General features: G+C 64.9%; 13 protein-coding genes. 4 read left to right on the top strand and 9 right to left on the bottom strand.

Going from position 1 to position 16,760, the window contains the following annotated elements:
• Window positions 1-148 precede the first annotated feature (148 nt).
• Together B0G75_RS00795 and B0G75_RS00790 are read left to right on the top strand one after the other, a co-directional pair.
• Window positions 149-2,764: an MMPL family transporter gene (locus B0G75_RS00795; RefSeq protein ID WP_106301733.1), complete on the top strand. Its 2,616-nt coding sequence runs from the start codon at window positions 149-151 to the stop codon at window positions 2,762-2,764.
• A 2-nt stretch (window positions 2,765-2,766) separates the two neighbouring features.
• The gene (locus tag B0G75_RS00790) at window positions 2,767-3,780 is read left to right on the top strand and encodes a VacJ family lipoprotein (protein ID WP_106299725.1); all 1,014 of its coding nucleotides are present in this window, start codon (window positions 2,767-2,769) and stop codon (window positions 3,778-3,780) included.
• A gap of 143 nt (window positions 3,781-3,923) precedes the next feature.
• Here B0G75_RS00790 and B0G75_RS00785 read toward each other — a convergent pair whose 3' ends face one another.
• From B0G75_RS00785 to B0G75_RS00750, 8 genes are all read right to left on the bottom strand, one after another.
• Window positions 3,924-4,403 carry an acyl-CoA thioesterase gene (locus tag B0G75_RS00785; protein ID WP_106299723.1) on the bottom strand — a complete coding sequence of 160 codons (480 nt, stop codon included), beginning with the start codon at window positions 4,401-4,403 and terminating at the stop codon, window positions 3,924-3,926.
• A 145-nt stretch (window positions 4,404-4,548) separates the two neighbouring features.
• Window positions 4,549-5,280 carry a phosphorylase gene (locus B0G75_RS00780; RefSeq protein WP_106299721.1) on the bottom strand — a complete coding sequence of 244 codons (732 nt, stop codon included), beginning with the start codon at window positions 5,278-5,280 and terminating at the stop codon, window positions 4,549-4,551.
• Between the two features lie 3 nt (window positions 5,281-5,283).
• The gene (gene shc, locus B0G75_RS00775) at window positions 5,284-7,314 is read right to left on the bottom strand and encodes a squalene--hopene cyclase (RefSeq protein ID WP_106299719.1); all 2,031 of its coding nucleotides are present in this window, start codon (window positions 7,312-7,314) and stop codon (window positions 5,284-5,286) included.
• Window positions 7,311-8,579 carry a hydroxysqualene dehydroxylase HpnE gene (gene hpnE / locus B0G75_RS00770; RefSeq protein ID WP_106299717.1) on the bottom strand — a complete coding sequence of 423 codons (1,269 nt, stop codon included), beginning with the start codon at window positions 8,577-8,579 and terminating at the stop codon, window positions 7,311-7,313. Before hpnE ends, shc begins: the two co-directional genes overlap by 4 nt.
• 4 nt (window positions 8,580-8,583) lie before the next feature.
• Window positions 8,584-9,432 (bottom strand): presqualene diphosphate synthase HpnD, encoded by an 849-nt coding sequence (hpnD, locus tag B0G75_RS00765; protein WP_106281481.1) that lies wholly within the window; start codon window positions 9,430-9,432, stop codon window positions 8,584-8,586.
• A gap of 276 nt (window positions 9,433-9,708) precedes the next feature.
• Window positions 9,709-10,647 carry a diguanylate cyclase gene (locus tag B0G75_RS00760; protein ID WP_106299715.1) on the bottom strand — a complete coding sequence of 313 codons (939 nt, stop codon included), beginning with the start codon at window positions 10,645-10,647 and terminating at the stop codon, window positions 9,709-9,711.
• Window positions 10,644-11,267, bottom strand: coding sequence for a chemotaxis protein CheC (locus B0G75_RS00755; RefSeq protein ID WP_106299713.1), 624 nt, complete (start codon window positions 11,265-11,267; stop codon window positions 10,644-10,646). The genes B0G75_RS00760 and B0G75_RS00755 overlap by 4 nt, the downstream gene beginning before the upstream one ends.
• On the bottom strand, window positions 11,260-11,628 hold the full coding sequence (locus B0G75_RS00750; protein ID WP_106299711.1) for a response regulator: 369 nt from the start codon (window positions 11,626-11,628) through the stop codon (window positions 11,260-11,262). The genes B0G75_RS00755 and B0G75_RS00750 overlap by 8 nt, the downstream gene beginning before the upstream one ends.
• A gap of 713 nt (window positions 11,629-12,341) precedes the next feature.
• Here B0G75_RS00750 and B0G75_RS00745 point away from each other — a divergent pair.
• Window positions 12,342-14,633 carry a hybrid sensor histidine kinase/response regulator gene (locus B0G75_RS00745; RefSeq protein WP_106299709.1) on the top strand — a complete coding sequence of 764 codons (2,292 nt, stop codon included), beginning with the start codon at window positions 12,342-12,344 and terminating at the stop codon, window positions 14,631-14,633.
• 225 nt (window positions 14,634-14,858) lie between these two features.
• Window positions 14,859-15,893 carry a hypothetical protein gene (locus B0G75_RS00740; protein ID WP_106299707.1) on the top strand — a complete coding sequence of 345 codons (1,035 nt, stop codon included), beginning with the start codon at window positions 14,859-14,861 and terminating at the stop codon, window positions 15,891-15,893.
• A gap of 105 nt (window positions 15,894-15,998) precedes the next feature.
• Here the strand turns inward: B0G75_RS00740 and B0G75_RS00735 are convergent, their stop codons facing one another.
• A complete protein-coding gene (locus B0G75_RS00735) occupies window positions 15,999-16,553 on the bottom strand; it encodes an NADPH-dependent FMN reductase (RefSeq protein ID WP_106299705.1) in 555 nt (184 codons plus the stop codon).
• Window positions 16,554-16,760: the final 207 nt, after the last annotated feature.

The raw sequence follows: 16,760 nt of genomic DNA, 5'->3' as shown, positions 1-16,760 counted from the left end.
TAGACCAGTATACCGAGATTGCGTTCCCGCCCGCAGAGCGTGTGCGGGAGCCGCACTTGCTACCGAACCGGAGACTGAGCCCTCCGGCTCTGTATACTTGTGCACTTTCGTCAAAAACAACAACCGTGATAAGGCCACGTTCGCCTACATGCTGAAGTCATCTATTGTCCGTCTCGTCGCCTATTCAGTGCGTCATCCGATAAAGGTCGTCGCGCTGTCGCTCGTGCTCGCCGTTCTGAGCGGTTTCTACGTTGCCTATAACTTCAAGATCAACACGGACATCAGCCGTCTCATCGAGAACGACAAGCAATGGTCGGCGCTCGAACACGCTGTGGACGAGGCCTTTCCCGATCGCGGTCAAACCGTGCTGGTGGTCGTCGAAGCACGCGCGCCGGAATTCGCCGATGCCGCCGCGCAAGCCCTGACCACCGCTCTCAAGGCCGATCCCAAGGAGTTCGTCGCAGTTTCGCAACCGGCTGGCGGCCCGTTCTTCGAACACAATGGCCTGCTGTTCCCGTCCCTCGACGAGGTCATGTCGACCACCTCGCAGCTCGTCCAGTCGCGCCCGCTCGTCAATGCCCTTGCCCACGATCCCAGCCTGACCGGCCTTGCCGGCACGCTGACCACGAGTCTGTTGCTGCCGCTTCAGCTCGGTCAAGTGAAGCTCGGCGACATGAGCCATCTGCTGTCGCAAAGCGCGAGCACGCTCGACCGCGTGCTGGCCGGCCAGCCGGCCGCCTTCTCGTGGCGCGCGCTGGTCGACAAGAGCGCAGCTGCCGAGCCCGCGCGCGCCTTCGTCATCGTGCAGCCGGTCGTAAACTACGACGCGCTGGAGCCGGGCGCGTCGGCGTCGAAGTCGATCCGCGACACCGCCGCCGCGCTGCACCTCGATTCGCGCTACGGCGCCACCGTCCGTCTGACCGGCGAACAGCCGCTCGCCGACGAAGAGTTCGCTTCGGTCAAGGACGGCGCGGCGCTCAACGGTATCGGCACCTTCATCGTCGTGCTGATCATTTTGTGGCTGGCGCTGCGCTCGGGCCGCATGATCGCCGCCGTGTTCATCACGCTGTTCGTCGGGCTCGCGATCACCGCGGCGCTCGGCTTGATGCTGGTGGGCGCGCTCAACATGATTTCGGTCGCCTTCATGGTTCTGTTCGTCGGGCTCGGGGTCGATTTCGGCGTGCAGTTCGGCGTCAAGTATCGTGAGGAGCGCAATCGCGACAACCGGCTTTCCGCTGCGCTGATGCACACGTCGCACAGTATCGGCGTGCCGCTCACGCTCGCGGCGATTGCGGTCGCATTGAGCTTCTTTTCGTTCCTGCCGACGGCTTACCGCGGCGTGTCCGAGTTGGGCGAGATCGCGGGCGTCGGCATGTTCGTCGCGTACTTCACCAACATGACTTTGCTGCCGGCCCTGCTGAAGATTTTCAGGCCACCAGGCGAAGCCGGTTCGCCCGGCTTCAAGCAACTCGCGCCGGTCGACGATTTTCTCGATCATCATCGCAAGCCGGTGCTGATCGGCACGCTGATCGTCGTGATCGGGGCCACGCCGTTGCTCACGCATCTGCGCTTCGACTTCAACCCGCTGCATTTGAAGGACCCGCATACGGAGTCGATGGAGACGCTGTTGTCGCTGAAGGATTCGCCGGAGGCCGCGGTCAACAACGTGCATGTGCTCGCGCCCTCGCTCGCCGACGCCGACCGCATGGCCGCCCATCTGCGCACGTTGCCGGAAGTGGGCCGCGTCAACACGCTCGACACCTTCGTTCCCGCCGACCAGCAGCAAAAGCTGATGCTGATCGCGAGCGCCGCGCAGCAGCTATTGCCCGCTCTGCAGCAACAGCCCGCGCAACAGGCGACGGACGCCGTGCGCGTCGCCGCGCTCAAGCGCGCGTCGAACCAACTTTCGCTCGCCGCCGACGATCACCCGGGCCCCGGCGCCGCCGAAGCCAAGCATCTGTCCGCCACTTTGCAGAAGTTAGCCGCCGCCGACGCCGCCACGCGCGATCGCGCCGAAACCGCGATGTCCGAGACGCTGCGCATCGCGTTGAAGCAGCTGGCCAACCTGCTGCAACCCACCGAGATCACCCGCGAGAATCTGCCCAAGGAAATCTCGAAAGCCTGGGTCTCGAAGGACGGCCGCGCGCTCGTCGACATCTCGCCGAAGGTAAAACCCGGCACCGATCCGAACGACGACGTCATGCTCGCCCACTTCGCGCATGCGGTGAAGAAGGCGGAGCCGGGCGCGATCGGCGGGCCGATCTCGATCCTGCATTCGGCCGATACCATCATCAAGGCGTTCCTGCAGGCCGCCGGCTACGCGCTCGTATCGATTGCGATCCTGCTGTGGATCGCGCTGCGGCGCGTCGGCGACATGCTGCGCACGCTGGTTCCGCTGCTCGTGTCGGCGCTCGTGACGCTCGAGTTGTGCGTGGTATTCGGCATGCCGCTGAACTTTGCGAATATCATCGCTTTGCCGCTGATGCTCGGCGTCGGCGTAGCGTTCAAGATCTACTTCGTGATGGCGTGGCGCCACGGTCAGACTGGTCTACTGCAGTCGAGCCTGACCCACGCTGTGCTGTTCAGCGCGGCGACCACGGCAACAGCGTTCGGCAGCCTCTGGCTGTCGCACCATCCGGGGACGTCGAGCATGGGGCGCTTGCTGGCGCTCTCGCTGTTCTGCACACTGATCGGCGCAGTGGTGTTTCAACCCGTGTTGATGGGCAAGCCGCGCTCACGTCGCGCAAAGCAAAAAGGAATATAAGCATGAAGCTGCGTAACGCCGCGCTGGCGGTCGTCGCGACCGGTTTGATCTCTGGCTGCGCCACCGGCCCCGACCGCAAACCCGGCGACCCGTTCGAACCGATGAACCGGGCCGTGTTCAATTTCAACGACGGCGTGGACCGCTACGTCGCCGTTCCGGTGGCGAAGGGTTACCAGAAGGTGACGCCGCAACCGTTGCGCACCGCCGTGAGCAACTTCTTCTCGAATCTGGGCGATCTGACCAACGCCGCGAACGCGCTGCTGCAGTTGAAGATCACCGACGCGACCGAGGACTTCGTCCGTTTCGCGTTCAATTCGACCTTCGGTCTGGGTGGCCTGCTCGATTGGGCGACGCCGGCTGGCCTGCCCAAGCATCATCAGGATTTTGGCCTGACGCTGGGTCACTGGGGCATTCCGTCGGGCCCGTACCTCGTGCTGCCGCTGTTCGGGCCGAGCACGGTGCGTGACAGCATGGGGCTGATCGTCGACGTGAAGTTCAACCCGCTGAACTACATGGAGCCGGCGGTGCGCAATCCGCTGTACGTGCTGCAGTTCGTGAGCGTGCGTTCAGACTTGCTGGGTGCGTCGGACCTGCTGCAGCAGGCTGCGCTCGACAAGTATTCGTTCGTGCGCGATGCCTATACGCAGCAACGCCGTGCGCGTCTGCGCGGCACCGGCGACAACGCAGCGCCGCTGCCGAACTATGACGATCAGGGCGATTCCGGCGCCTCGGCGGCACCCGCGGCAGGCGCGCCGGCGGCCGGCGCGCTGCCGAACTACGCGGATCCGGGCGACGCCGCGGAGGCCCCGAATGCCGCCTCCGGCGCTGCCACGGGCGCGCCGGCCGGCGTGCCCAACTATAGCGATCCAGGCGAAACGCCCGCGAGCGGCGCGGCAGGGTCGACGCCGGCCGCGCCGGCTGCCGCGCCCAATGGCGCTTCAGGCACGGCCGCACCGACACCGCCCGCCGCGCCGGCCGACAGCACGCAACCGGCTTCAGCGCCGGTGACGCAATAAGTATTGGGATTTAGACGGGGCGCCCAGAACGGGCGCCCCGTAAAGCCGGACTCGACGCCGGCACAGAGCCGGACGAGTTACCGATTACCGCTTACCGCTTCGGCGCGCAACGCACCGCCACCTGTTAGAACCAATCGACCGGCTCAATGCAGGCTATCCACCTCGGCACGCGACACAACCCGCTCCTCTTCAACGGCAACCGCGCCTTGCGGCACCGGCCGCGAATTCTCGCGATAGCGGGCAAACGCTTCATCCGCATAACGGATCTGCGTACGCCCGTGAGGCGCCGGTTCACCGTTCTCGTCAAGATTGACGAACACCATCTTCTCGACGGTCAAGATACTCTTGCGCGTGATCTTGTTGCGCACTTCGCAGCGCAGCGTGATCGACGTGCGGCCGAAATGCGTGGCCGTCATACCGAGTTCGATGATGTCGCCCTGCCGCGCCGAACTGACGAAATTGATCTCGGACATGAACTTGGTCACGACGCGCTGATTGTCCAACTGGCAGATTGCGTAGATCGCGGCTTCTTCGTCGATCCAGCGCAGGAGGCTGCCGCCGAACAACGTGCCGTTCGGGTTGAGGTCTTCGGGCTTGACCCACTTTCTGGTGTGAAAATTCATTTGGTACTCCGTGTTCAAGGCGCCTAGGCGCGCAAGCTTGCGTCACGACCTAGGGTTAACACTGACATTGTACCAAACGTAAGGGTTTTCCCTAATATTTCAATACCTGCTGAATAAGAAGGAAAGTCCCGCAGTTACGCGCGTTTCAGGCGATGGCCAAGCGAAAAGCGCCCGCGTCGCCGATCGCACGCCGTGCCTGGACCAGCGACAGTCGCGCCGCCCGGGCGTCGACGGCTACCTGGATCAGCGCGCCGAGTTGCGACGGCTGGCGGATCAATTCCCGCAGAATCGGGCCCAGCGCCGTGCTGCCGTCGTCGCGCAGGCCGGCGGTCGCCGCCGAAGGCAGCGTGCGCCACGCCGGATCGACGATCGCGCGGCACACGGCAAACGGCACTCCATGCGCGGCGGCCTTCGCCCCGGCGATGTGCGACTCCATGTCCACCGCCAACGCGCCGTTCGAGCGATGCAGCACGTCCTTGTCGCCTGCGCTCACCAAAGGCGCGGTGACGGCCGCCATGAGACCGCGCCGCAAACGCGTTGAGAGCGGCCCGGCCGCCAGCGCGGCCGCAAGCCTGTCCGACCATGGCCGATCGGTCTGGAGGCGCCCAAACGGCCCCTCCACTGCATCCGCGACGATCAGCGAGCCCGGCAACAGGTCCGGCGCCAAACCGCCCGCCGTGCCAAAACTGACGATGCCCGAACAGCCGCGTTCGACCGCCGCGCTCAACGCGCGCTCGAGCAGATCGGCGCGCGCCGCGTAAACGACCTCGACGCCTTCGCCGCGGGCGATGCGCGCTTCGAACGCCATGCCCGTCACCACGATCACTGGCAAGGGACTGCGGCCGTCATCGGCTGACAGGCTTGTGGAAAACGGCATCCCTTACATCCCGACCGCGACGCGCGTGAGGCCGTTACGCTTCAGATGCCGGAAGCGCGCCAGCGCCCACAGCGGGAAGAACTTGCGATAGCCGTGATAACGCAGATAGAACACACGCGGGAAACCGGTCGCGGTGAAACGTGTTTCGTCCCAGAGACCGTGCTCACGCTGTTCACGCTCCAGGTACGCGACGCCACGCGCCACCGCTTCGTGATTGACCTCGCCGGCCGCCATCAGGCCCATGAGAGCCCACGCGGTTTGCGAAGCCGTGCTCGGCGCGCGCTCGTAGCCGTGGTAGTCGAGCTTGTAGCTCTCGCCGCCCTCGCCCCAGCCGCCGTCTTCGTTCTGGATCGACAGGAGCCACTGCGCTGCGCGCTTCATACGTGGGTCGTCGTGTGGCAGGCCGGCAGCGTTCAGCGAACACAGCGCGGTCCACGTGCCATAGATGTAGTTCAAGCCCCAGCGGCCGTACCAGCTGCCATCCGATTCCTGCTCCTTCAGCATATAGTCGAACGCGCGTTGCGCCGGCTCGCTGTTCTGCGGCAGTTCGCCGAGTTGCGCGAGCATCGACAGGCAACGGCCCGAGACGTCCGCGGTCGGCGGATCGAGCAGGGCGCCGTGATCGGAGAACGGAATGTTGTTCAGGTAGTACTGCGTGTTTTCCGGCTCGAACGCGCCCCAGCCGCCGTCGCTGCTCTGCATGCCGACCACCCATTCACGCGCACGCGCAATGGCGTCGCGATCCACATCGGATTGCGTCACCGTTGCCGAGCGCTGCATCGCCATGGCGACCACCGCCGTATCGTCGACGTCCGGATAATGCGCGTTGTTGTACTGGAACGCCCAGCCGCCAGGCCGCACATTCGGACGGCGCGAAATCCAGTCGCCGCGCACGTCGAGAATCTGCAGCGGACGCAGCCACGCGAGCCCGCGTTCGGCGGCCTGTTCGGCATGCGCCTCGCCGGTTTCGAGCAGCGCATGAGCCGCGAGCGACGTATCCCACACCGGCGACAGACACGGCTGGCAATATGCTTCGTCATCCTTGATGACGAGCAGCTTGTCGATCGACTGGCGAGCAATCGCGCGATTCGGATGATCGGCCGGATAACCGAGCACGTCGTACATCATCACCGAGTTCGCCATCGCGGGGAAAATCGCACCGAGGCCGTCTTCGCCATTCAACCGTTCATCGACGAAAGCCACCGCCTGCCGCACCGCGCGCTCGCGCGTGGCCTTGGGGAACAATCCATCGACAGCGCGCAGCAACACGTCCACGCCGCTGAAAAACCGGAACCAGCCGGCGTGCTGATGCGGCGCCCGATCGCGCGGGCCGGTGTTGACCGGCGCGCCGCGGAACAGCTCGTCGATGCGCACGCGGCGCGGGTTGCGCGCCACCGGCCGCTTTGCATTGAGCACGAGCAGCGGCACGATGACGGTACGCGCCCAGTACGACACCTTCGACAGATGAAACGGGAACCACACGGGCAACAGCATGATCTCGACGGGCATCATCGGCACCGCGCGCCACGACACCACGCCGAACAGCGCGAGCAGAATCCGCGTGAAGACGTTCACGGTTTCGGCGCCGCCGTGGGCGAGAATCGCCTCGCGCGCGCGGACCATATGCTCGGCGTCGACCGGGTCGCCGATCATCTTCAGTGCGAAATACGCTTTCACACTGGCGCTGATGTCGAGCGCGCCGTCGGTGAACAGCGGCCAACCGCCGTCGGGCAACTGGATGCGCCGCAGATAGCGCGCGATCTTCTGTTCCAGTTCCAGGTTCGGCGTTTCGCCGAGATAGTGAACCAGCAGCACGTATTCGGCGGGAATCGTCGCGTCGGCTTCGAGTTCGTAGACCCAGTGGCCGTCGGGCTTCTGCGCGGCGAGAATCGCATCGGTCGCGCGCGTGATCGCGGCGTCGAGCGACGCCGTGGGCGCCTCGCCCGTAACAGCCGGCGCGGGCGCGCTCGGCGCTGCGTCGGCGAAATCGGGCAGGACGGCGTCCAGCGGCTGGGCGTGAGATAAATCGTTCATCGGCGTTCCATCGGTTCATTCAGCAACGTATCCGCGGCCTTCTGGCCGGAGCGGATCGCGCCTTCTATCGTCGCGGGCAGGCCGGTAGCCGTCCAGTCGCCCGCGAGCATGAGGTTATTCCAGCGAGTGCGCGTGCCGGGCCGCCGCGTTTCCTGATCCGGCAGCGCGGCAAACGTCGCACGTTTTTCCACGACGACTTGCCAGGCCGGCATCGGCGCGATCGGCAAGCTGGCCGCCTGCGCCACTTCGGCCCAGACGGTAGCCGCGAGGGCTTCATGCGGCGTGTCGAGCAAGCGCTCAGCGCCGTTGACGGTCACCGACAAGCGGCCTTCAAAGGCGAACAGCCACTCGGCCGTGCCGTTGAGCAGCCCCGTGACCTGCGGCAAGCCAAACGGCGGCTCGACCGCGAAATGCACGTTGACGGTGGCCGCGAAGCGCGTCGGTGCGCGCAAACCTTGCACGAGCGTCTGCGCGATGTCTGGCGGCACCGCGAGAATCACGGCATGGTTCGCGTCGAGCGTGATGCTCTCGTCGGCGAAATGCAGCGCTTGCACGCGGCGGTTGTCGGCGGCAAAGACGATTCCGTCCAGGCGCGAACCCAGCCTGATCGCCGCGCCGCCATGTTGCAGCAGGCGCAAGGCCGGATCGACAAACGCGCTGCCAAGTCCGTTGCGCGCCACCAGCGGCCGGCACGCGAGGCCGCCGGCAAGCAGCGCTTCGCGCACCATGGCGCCCGTCAGTTCCGCCGACGCATCGCGCGGCTCGACGTTCAGCATCGCGTGAAACAGCGGCCGCAGCAGACGGTCCCACAACGGGCCGTTGCAACGCATGGTCTGCGCGACGCTGCGTCCCGGTCGGGCGAACAGAAGCGGCGCGAGCGCCAGATAATCGCCCGGTCCGGTATTCGGCACGCGCGCGTTCGGGTCGAAGACCCACCACGGCAAATGTCCCGGCGACAGCCGCACGGTCCAGCGAGCCCGCGTGGCCAGATCCACAAACGGATATTCGGGCTGGGCGGGACCAACCAGTTCGTCGGCGGCGCCGATCGCCCGCGCGTAGTTGAGCGTCGCGGCATTGCCCGACACCACCATGTGATTGCCGGTGTCCAGCGTCGCGCCTAGCTTGGGGTCGTAGTACGAGCGGCAACGGCCGCCCGCCTGGGCAGCCGCTTCATGCAGCACGACGTGCGCGCCGCGCCGCTGCAGCTGCACTGCGGCGGCCAGCCCGGCAAGGCCTGCGCCGACCACATGTACGAGCTTTTGCATCAGCTCAGAAGAGCGCGTAACGCGCGACGATCCACAGCATGCGGAGCTTCGGCTTGCTGACCTTCGTGCGCGGAATGTCGAAGCCGCGCTCCAGCGTCCGTTCGAGCAGCAAGCGATACACGCCCGACATGATGCGCGGCGCGCGCACGTGGTTGCGCGGCTCGCGATCCATGATCGCGTCGGAGGCGGCGAAGTGCTCCTTGGCCCGCTCGGCGAGCGTGGCGCACACGCGCGGCAGTGACGGGTCGTCGGCGATCTGCGTGGGATTCGTCACCGCAATGCCTTCGCGCGCCAGCAGTTCGTGCGGCAGATAACAGCGGTTGATGCCGGCGTCTTCGTCGATATCGCGCAGGATGTTGGTGAGCTGCAGCGCGCGGCCCAGATGATGCGCGAGCAAACGGCCGGGCTCTTCCTGCATCCCGAATATCCTCACCGATAGACGGCCCGCCGCGCTGGCGACGCGGTCGCAATAGAGGTCGAGCGTGGCTTCGTCGGGTGCGCAGATGTCTTCGGCGGCGTCCATCGCCATGCCGTCGATCATCGCGTGAAAATCTTCGCGTTGCAGGTGAAACGTGTGAATGTGCCGCGTCAGCGCGCGCAGCGAAGCGCGCGGCGCGCCGGCGTAGCACGCGTCGATATCGGCACGCCAGCGCTCGAGCGCGGCGGCGCGTTCGGCGCGCGGCAGGTCGCTGTCGGCGATGTCGTCGACGGCGCGGCAGAAGGCGTAGACCTGATACATCGCATCGCGCTGCGCGGCCGGCAGGATGCGCATGGCGAGATAGAACGAGCTGCCGGACGTGGCGGCAGCGGCGTCGATTTCTGTATCGTCCACGACAAGATTGGAAACAGCCAAGACGATCTCCGCTGGAGGCGCCCGCTGAAAGGCGTTCAAGAAGTTTGATGGCCACCCGCAGGGCTGGCGGCACGCGCGCGCGGACACGCGCGAAACACCCGGCTGGGAGGCCGGAAACGGCGAAAAGTATATCAACGTTTGTGAGATGCCGCAGTTTCGTCGGCGGATGTGGGGCCGGAAGAAAGTCTGGCGGCGGCGGGGCGGTGCGTCAGGCGGCTTGCTGCAGGCTTGAAACGCGTCTCGTGCGAGGTGCGGCGCCGCTGCCGTGTGATGTCCTCAGACGAACGCGACCGAGCGGTTGCGTCCTTGCCGCTTCGCGCTGTAAAGCGCGGCGTCGGCCTCGTTGATGAGCACGTCATACGAAGGCACGCCGACCCGCGCCGACGCGCCGCCAACGCTCGCCGTCACCGGCACGCCGGTGCCGTGCACTTCGACCGGCGTGTCGGCAATCGTGCAGCGGATCTTTTCCGCGACGCGCATCGCGTCCTCGAGCGGTGTGCACGGCAGCAGCAACGCGAACTCCTCGCCACCGAAGCGCCCAAAGGTGTCCTGCGCCCGCACCACATCGGCGACGCGCTGCGCCATCACGCGCAACACCGTATCGCCGACACCGTGGCCGAACTGGTCGTTGATTTTCTTGAAGTGATCGAGATCGAACAGCAGCACCGACATATCGCCGCCGTAGCGCTGCCAGCGCGTGTATTCGTCGCGCAGGCGCGCTTCGAAGAAACGGCGGTTGGCGATGCCCGTCAGGCCGTCGCGATCGGCATATTCCTGCAGCTTTGCGACCGCTTCCTCGCGTTCGCGCTGCACGATGCTCACGTGCGTGACGTCGGAAATGGTGACGCACACGGCCACCACTTCGCGCTCGCGCATGAGCGGCATGAAGGTGCAGTCCTGCTGCATGAAGTCGACGCCGCCGGTAATCGGCCGGTCGTGATCGAACTTGAAGAGATACGGGCGCTGTTCCCACGAACTGAACGCAAAGCTGCCAAGCTGGAATACGCTTTCGATCTTGCGCGACAGCCACACGCGCGGCAATTCCGGAAAATGCGTGTACAGCGACTTGCCGACCACCTGGTCCGGTGTCAATCCGCTGTGATCCTGCATGAAGCGATTCCACATGAGCACGTTCATGTCGCGGTCCAGCACGAAGATGCCGAAACCGACGCGTTCGACCACCAGATCGCTCAGTGAGTCCACGGGCGCATTCATAGGCTCGACAGCAGCGCGTCGAGCGCCCCGTTCATGTGGCGAATCGATTCCTCGGCCATCAGCATGACGAGGTGCGCGCGGAAACTTTGGTCTTCGAGCGCGAAATTCACTTCGACCAGCAAGGCCACTTCCCACTGCAGCACGCCGGGCTGGAAGACTTCGTCGAGCGTCATGGCTTCGCCGAGCAAACCCGGCGCGGAGAAGACCGGCGTGCGGCCGAGCTGGTCCAGGATGCACGACACGCAGGCGCCGGTCAGCACGTTGGCCACGTCGAACATCAGCTCTGTCTGGCTCACCGCCTCGTAGGCCGAGCGCGAATACGGATCGCTGACGAGCGCACACAGTTGCTCGATGCTGTCGCTGCGGCAGATCACCAGCGCCTCGCCCTTGATATCGGAGCGGAAGCCCTGGCGCACCGCGCTCACCGTGTCCTCGATCCCGGTCATCTCCCGCAGCGCCTGCGCCGCCTCGCTGACCTCCACCACCTTCACGCGCGGCACTGACAATTCGATGAACGCATCGAGCAGCCGCGCAAGACGCGTCGCGGCTTGGCCCATCGCCAGATTGGCGACCTCCTGCAGCGCGTCGCGCTGATCTTCGTTGAGGACTGGCTCAGACATACAACCCGTACTCCTTGAGGATGGGTAGTACCGCCTCGGGCGTCACGGGCTTCGCGATGAACGCCACGGCGCCGAGCGCACGCACGCGCGACTGGGCCATCGGCTGAACATCGGCGGAGACGACGATGACGAAGGTGTTCAGATCCTCGTGCTGCAGCGCTTCCAGCACCTGATAGCCGGTCATGTCCGGCATGGTCAGGTCGAGGAACATCACCGACGCTTTGCCTTCACGATACAAAGCAAGCGCTTCGCGCCCGTTCGATGCGTAAGACACGTCGACGTCCCAGTCCGGCGGCAATGCCTTGGTGAGCACTTTGCGGGCAAGCAACGAATCATCGGCGATCACAATAGGCAAAGACATGGGCGGGTCGGAAAGCGGAATTAGCTCATTCGCGTTAACGGCGGATCAAGGTGGATTCTTTAGCGCGAAGTCTGTCGACCAGCGGCGAAGCGCGCTGAAAGTTGCTGAAATCCGGATTGAGGCCGAGGGGGAAGCTCGCGCGGCGAGGCGCGATGGACGGAACCGGTGGGCACGCCTGAAAGCGTACGCGCACGGTGGACGACGGCGATGACCGGCATATTCGAAGCCTACCCCGTAGATGAATCTGCGCGGCTTCGTGGATCGGGCTGGTCCCTTGCCGCGCACGTGATTCCGCGAACGCCTTCCGCCACGCGTTGTACGCGTGGTTTGGCTGGGTGCCCTCGCGGCAGATGCATCCGAACATGGCGGACGCATTTTTATCATGACGCTGATTCTCGAAGCAAAACAGCGGAAAGGCAACTCGCCAATTTCACTTTCATTAAAGAGATTTTCTCATTAAATTCTATTTATGAAAATATTTTGGTAGATTCGGAACGAATTTATTGCTTCCATACTTTTGTGTACGTTTGCGCTTCTCGATTCGTCGCTGTTTTAAAAGCAGACAAATGAGTCGCCGCTTGCGGCAGCGCTGCAAGCGGTCTCACTGCGGCCCGTTTGCTGCGGTGTACTTCTACCGCCGCTCCGTGTCTATGCTTCTCGTATGATGCTGACTCCCGGCCTCCGCGTCCCGAACGACCTTTGCTTTATCGACAATGACACCAGACCGGTTCGAACCGCCGCCCGCGAGCCGCCTTGCCGCTAGCCGGCAAGATGAGGCGTTGTTTCCCGCCGTGCCGGAACAGAACTTCCATGTGCGGCGCATCACGCTGATCGCGCTGCTGATCGTGGCGATCGTGCTGCCATGCGTCTATGTCGCGGCCATGGCCATCAGCGATTTGCGCGCGCGAGATGCTGACGCCACCGACATGACGCTGCGTACCGTGCGGATCGCCGAAGAGCACGCGCTGAAAGTGTTCGACATGAACGAGACGCTCGACGCGCGCATCGTCGATCTGACCGAGGGACTGGACGACGACGGCATTCGCGCCCGCGAAGCCGCCATTCACGAGAAACTGCGCGTCATGGGCGGCGGCTATCCGCAAGTGGCCGCGGTGTCGATCTTCGGGCGCGACGGCGCCCTGCTCGCCAGCAGCCGCTACCTGCCGGCGCCGGCCATCTCGGTCGGCGAGCGTGAAGATTTCATCGGCATTCGCGACGGCAAGGATCTGGAGCATGTGTCGAAGGTCATGACGGGGCACGTCGCCGGCGAACAGGTGTTCAATATGGGCGTCGAACGGCTTGGCGCCGACGGCTCGTTCGCCGGCGTGGTTTCCGTCGCGCTGCGGCCGAGCTATTTCGACGCGTTCTACCGCGAACTGCTCGGCGGCAGCGGCAGCAGCAACGGCACGCCGATGACCATGAGCCTCGTACGCGCAGACGGCTCGATCCTCGCACACTATCCCCGCACGCCGCGCGAGCCCAACGCCATGGCCCCGCGAACACCGTTCGCCGAAGCCCTCGCGCAAGGACGGCGGGCCGGCGTGGTGCGCATGCATTCGAACGTCGACGGCGAAGATCTGATTCTCGCGTTCCGCCATGTCGGTTCGTATCCGGTGTATGTGGTGTGCGGCTATCGTGCCTCGGCGATCTGGGCCGCGTGGTACCGGCACCTCGGCGTGCTGATCCTGTCGATGTTCACGCCGTCCATTGCCTTGTGGTGCGTGATCTGGTTGTCGCTGCGCCGCCTCGGGGCCGAACAGGAGGCGTGGGAGCGCTGGCAGGCCGAGGCGTCCATGCGCCGTTCGATCGAATCGGCGTATCGTCAGTCGCGCAAGATGGAAGCGCTGGGCACGCTGGTCGGCAGCGTCGCGCACGACTTCAACAATCTGCTGATGATCCTCTCGGCCAACGTGCAGATCGCACGGCGGCGCGGCGTAACGGGCCTGGACCGCGAATTGTCGGCGATGGAGCGGGCGCTCAAGAGCGGCGAGTCGCTTACGCGGCAATTGCTCGGCGTGGCGCGCAAGCAGCCGCTGCGCAACGAGACGCTGTCGCTCGAACGCTGGCTGCCGGCGTGCCGCGAGTTGCTGCGCGCCTCGCTCGGCGCGAAGGTGTCGCTGGTGATCGATATCGGCGTCGAGATCTGGCCGATGCGCGTCGACGTCGCCGAACTGGAGTTGGCGCTCATCAACGTCGCGGTGAACGCACGCGACGCCATGCCCAACGGCGGGCGCTTCACGGTGCGCGCCACCAACATCCATTTCCGGCACGAAGAAGGCTTCCCGCTGACGGGCGACTTCGTGCAACTCTCGCTCGAAGATACCGGCGCGGGCATGGCACCCGAGGTGCTCGCGCGCGCCTTCGAACCGCTGTTCACGACCAAGCCGAAGGGCATGGGCACGGGACTCGGCTTGCCGCAGGTTTTCGCGTTCTGCGAGCGCTCCGGCGGCCTCGCCGCGATCGACAGCGCAGTTGGTGCGGGTACGTCCGTGCGTCTCTATTTGCCGCGCGCCACGGCTGAGCCTGAAGTCGACGGGCCGCCGGACTCCGGCGCTGAGGAGAGCGGCGCGCCGCCGGGCTTGCGCATTCTGCTGGTCGAGGACAACGAGGAAGTGGCCGCCGGCACCGAAGCCTTGCTGCAGATGATGGGCCATCAGGTCACGTGCGTCTTCAACGCCGACACGGCGCTGCGCCTGTTCGACGACGCCCACGCGCGGCAAGCGCGCACCGGCGAACCGCTGCCGTTCGATCTGGTGCTGTCCGATATCCACATGCCCGGCACCCTGAACGGCATCGATCTGGCCGAGGCGGTGCTTGCATTCCACACCAAACTGCCGGTCATTCTGGTCACCGGCTACGCCGAAGAACTCGACCGGGCGCGCCACGTCGACGTGCGCGTGCTGTCCAAGCCTTTCGATATCGGCTTGCTGGAAGAACTTCTGCAAACAATCCAGCGCGAGCTGGCGCAGACGGGCGCCGACCCGGCGGCGCATACGGCGGAGTAAGGCGGCGTCGGCAGACGTTGGTCCAGGTCTGGCATTTACCGGCGGTTGTAAAAGCGCGGCAGCGTCACGCCGCGCTTTTTTTGTGCACGTCGCGCGCGGGTGCGCGCCAGCAGGCCCGTATGTCCGCCAGACGGGGGCCCGGCATGATCGTTGCGGCGAATACAGCGGGAGGGGCGGCGCGTTGGCGCGTCGTCCGTTGTGCCTAAATTACGTCGGGAGACAGCCATGCGACACACCGTGATTGGTTTATTCGACACCTATGCGCAAGCGGAAGCCGCGCGCGATTCGCTCGTCCAGGCTGGTTTCGGCCGCGACACGATTGAATTGCAGGCGAATCCGGAACCGTCGGTCGGCTCGGCAACCGACGAAGTTGCCAGTTCGGGCGTGCTGGCGAATATCGAACGCTTCCTGTCGAGCCTGTTTGCCAGCGGTCCACGTGCCACGGAAACCGCACGCTACACCGAGGCTGTGCGCCGCGGCGCCGTGCTGGTGTGCGTCAACGCGGTGAGTGAAGCGCATGCAGACCTCGCTCGCAATACCTTGACCAGGCTAGGCGCCACCGACATCGGTGAACGCGCGCCCGATTGGGACACACCAATCGATGAAACCGGCCGCGAGCACTCCGTCCTTGACGAACTCGGCATCGGCGCCGCGACGCCTGGTACGCCGCGTACATCGAGTGTGTCGAAGCAGGCTGCGACCGCCGCCGCTGCGGACGCTGCAGCATATGAACGGCCTGCCACGATGACTGAGCCACGGTACACGGTGCCGCCGGGCAGCACCGACGCCGAGCCGTTCGTGCCGCCGCCGCTCAGCGAGCGGCCCGTGGTGGATCCGATCAACGAACCGGTGACGGACCCGCTGGTCGGCGACGTGGGCCGTAGCGCGATCGCCGCGGGGTCAGTGCCGGGCTCGGGTGCGGTCATGCAGCCGTCCGAAGTTGTTTCCGAGGCAGGTCAGCCGAACGCCGGTCTAGGCGGGCAGATGCCGAACGAATATCTCGAGTACGAGGAAGATTTCCGCGCGCACTACGACGAGCAGTACGCCGCCGAAAACGCACGTTACGAAGACTACGTGCCGGCCTACCGCTATGGCGCGGAGATCGGCAAGGACATGCGCTATCGCGACCAGCCGTGGGACGACGTCGAACCGGAAGCACGACGCCATTGGGAAAGCACCTCGCCGGACAGCACATGGGAGCGTTTCAAGCTAGCCGTGCGTCACGGCTGGGAGCGGGTGACCGGGCACCATCACGTCTGAACGTGAAAGCGTTCGCGGCGGCAGGCCGTGCGGTTACGGCATGCCGCCGCCTTCCGTCTTGCGATCGGCTTGTTCCTGTCTCGCGCTGTTACCGCGCCGGCCGCATTAAGCTGCGCCCAGACGTTTGACCCATGCAACGTAGCGATCGACGAAAGTCTGTAGAAACTTGCGCGTACCGTCGTTCAGGATCTCGCCTTTTTCGTTGATGACCGTCGCATCGTGCTTGATGAACACTTCGGGTTGCCCGAGCACCGGGACATCGAGATACGCCAGCACATTGCGCAGATGCTGTTGCGCCAACGCCGTGCCGGTCGCGCCCAGCGACGTGCCGATCACGGCACCGGGCTTGCCGCCCCAGGAATTGGTGCCCCACGGGCGCGAACCCCAATCGAGCGCATTTTTTAGCACGCCGGGTATGGAGCGGTTGTATTCGGGGGTGACGAACAGCAGGCCGTCGGTCGCTTCGATGCGCTGCTTCAAGTGCTTGCCGGCTTCCGGGTAGTCGGCGTCGTAGTCTTGGCTGTAGAGCGGCAATGAGCCTATATCGATGAATTCGAAGGTGAAGTCTGACGGCGCCAGCGAAATGACCGCCTGGGCCAACTGCCGGTTGAACGACTCTCGACGCAAGCTGCCAACGACGACTGCAATGTGATAGGCCATGATTCGCTTCCTTATGTGAGGCGCTCGAGGCGCAAAGGGTTACGAACTGTCCATCATAGGCAAAAGCCAGGGCGGGCGGGGACGGCGGGCGCCGAAATAACGGCACCATGACTATTGGGGCATGTACGACGGAGAAAGGTGCTGTGGATAAGTTTGCATCGCACAAAGTTATCCACAGATTCGCTGAATAACCTTGTGGATAACTGG

Source organism: Paraburkholderia sp. BL18I3N2 (genome assembly GCF_003001875.1).
GTDB classification, from domain to species: domain Bacteria; phylum Pseudomonadota; class Gammaproteobacteria; order Burkholderiales; family Burkholderiaceae; genus Paraburkholderia; species Paraburkholderia phytofirmans.
The sequence above is the reverse complement of the archived record's forward strand: the minus strand, read 5'-3'. Positions and strand labels throughout refer to the sequence as shown.